Consider the following 1,352-nt stretch of genomic DNA (forward strand, 5'->3'; position numbering starts at 1 on the left):
GAGGGTGTAATTAGTTTTGTGTAAACGGTCATTTGGCAGGAGACTGCCAGCATCCAGGAGCAACGATGACCGTAGCGAAGCGCAACAAACGAGTGAAACCCGATCCTGAGTTGGTAAAACTGGCGGACAGCCTGTTGGCGAATTACCAGAAGCCTGAGGATTTGATTGGCGAGAATGGGCTGCTCAAGCAGTTGACCAAGATGTTGGTCGAGCGGGCTCTGGAAACCGAGATGTCCGAGCATTTGGGCCACGGCAAGAGCGCAGCGGTGACCAACGCCACGGGCAATACCCGCAACGGCCACAGCGCCAAGACGTTGCAAGGCGAGTTTGGCGAATTGCCGCTCGATATCCCGCGAGACCGTCAGGGCGCGTTCGAGCCGAAGCTGGTGGCGCGCCACCAGACACGCTGGGCGGGCTTTGACGACAAGATCATCTCGCTGTATGCGCGCGGCTTGAGCGTGCGCGAGATCCAGGCCCATCTGGAAGAAATGTATGGCACCGAGGTTTCGCCCACGCTGATCTCGGCGGTGACAGATGCGGTGAGCGAGGACGTGAAGCTCTGGCAGGGACGCGCGCTCAATGCGCTGTACCCGATCGTTTATCTGGACTGCATCCACGTCAAAGTGCGCGACAGCGGGGCCGTACGGACCAAGGCGGTGTATCTGGCGATTGGCGTGAACATGGACGGCCACAAGGAGGTTCTGGGGCTGTGGATCGCCCAGACCGAGGGTGCCAAGTTCTGGTTACAGGTGGTCACTGAGTTGAAGACACGCGGCGTGCAGGACATCTTCATTGCCTGTGTGGACGGGCTCAAGGGCTTTCCAGAAGCGATTGAAGCGGTCTATCCGAAAGCGGCTGTGCAGCTTTGCATCGTGCACATGGTGCGCAATAGCCTAAACTTCGTGTCGTGGAAACTGCAGCGCGAAGTGGCCGCTGATCTGAGGACGATTTACACGTCGTCGACCGTCGAGGTGGCCGAGCAGATGCTCAGCGCCTTTGAAGCCAAATGGGACAAGGAGTACCCGTCGATCGGTCAGAGCTGGCGGCGCAACTGGGCCCGGGTGATACCGTTCTTCGACTACCCGCCGGAGATCCGCAAGGTGATTTACACGACCAACGCGATCGAGTCGATCAACATGAGCCTGCGAAAAGTCATCAAAACACGCAGTTCGTTTCCGACTGATGATGCCGTGACCAAGCTGTTTTACCTGGCGTTGAACAACATCAGCAAGAAATGGTTGATGCCGATCAGAGACTGGAAGGCGGCCCTAAACCGCTTCGCTATCCAGTTCGAAGACCGGATGTCGCCGGGTTAAACCAAAACCCGTTTACACAAAATCCGGGACACCCCC

At 57.7% G+C, this 1,352-nt stretch carries 1 protein-coding gene; it reads left to right on the forward strand.

Features of this window, described 5'->3' with window-relative positions:
* Positions 1 to 65: 65 nt before the first annotated feature.
* A complete protein-coding gene (locus EOS_RS04025; RefSeq protein ID WP_047845325.1) occupies positions 66 to 1,316 on the forward strand; it encodes an IS256 family transposase in 1,251 nt (416 codons plus the stop codon).
* Positions 1,317 to 1,352 lie beyond the last annotated feature (36 nt).

The sequence above is a fragment of the Caballeronia mineralivorans PML1(12) genome (assembly GCF_001028175.1).
In the GTDB taxonomy this organism is placed as follows: Bacteria; Pseudomonadota; Gammaproteobacteria; order Burkholderiales; family Burkholderiaceae; genus Caballeronia; species Caballeronia mineralivorans.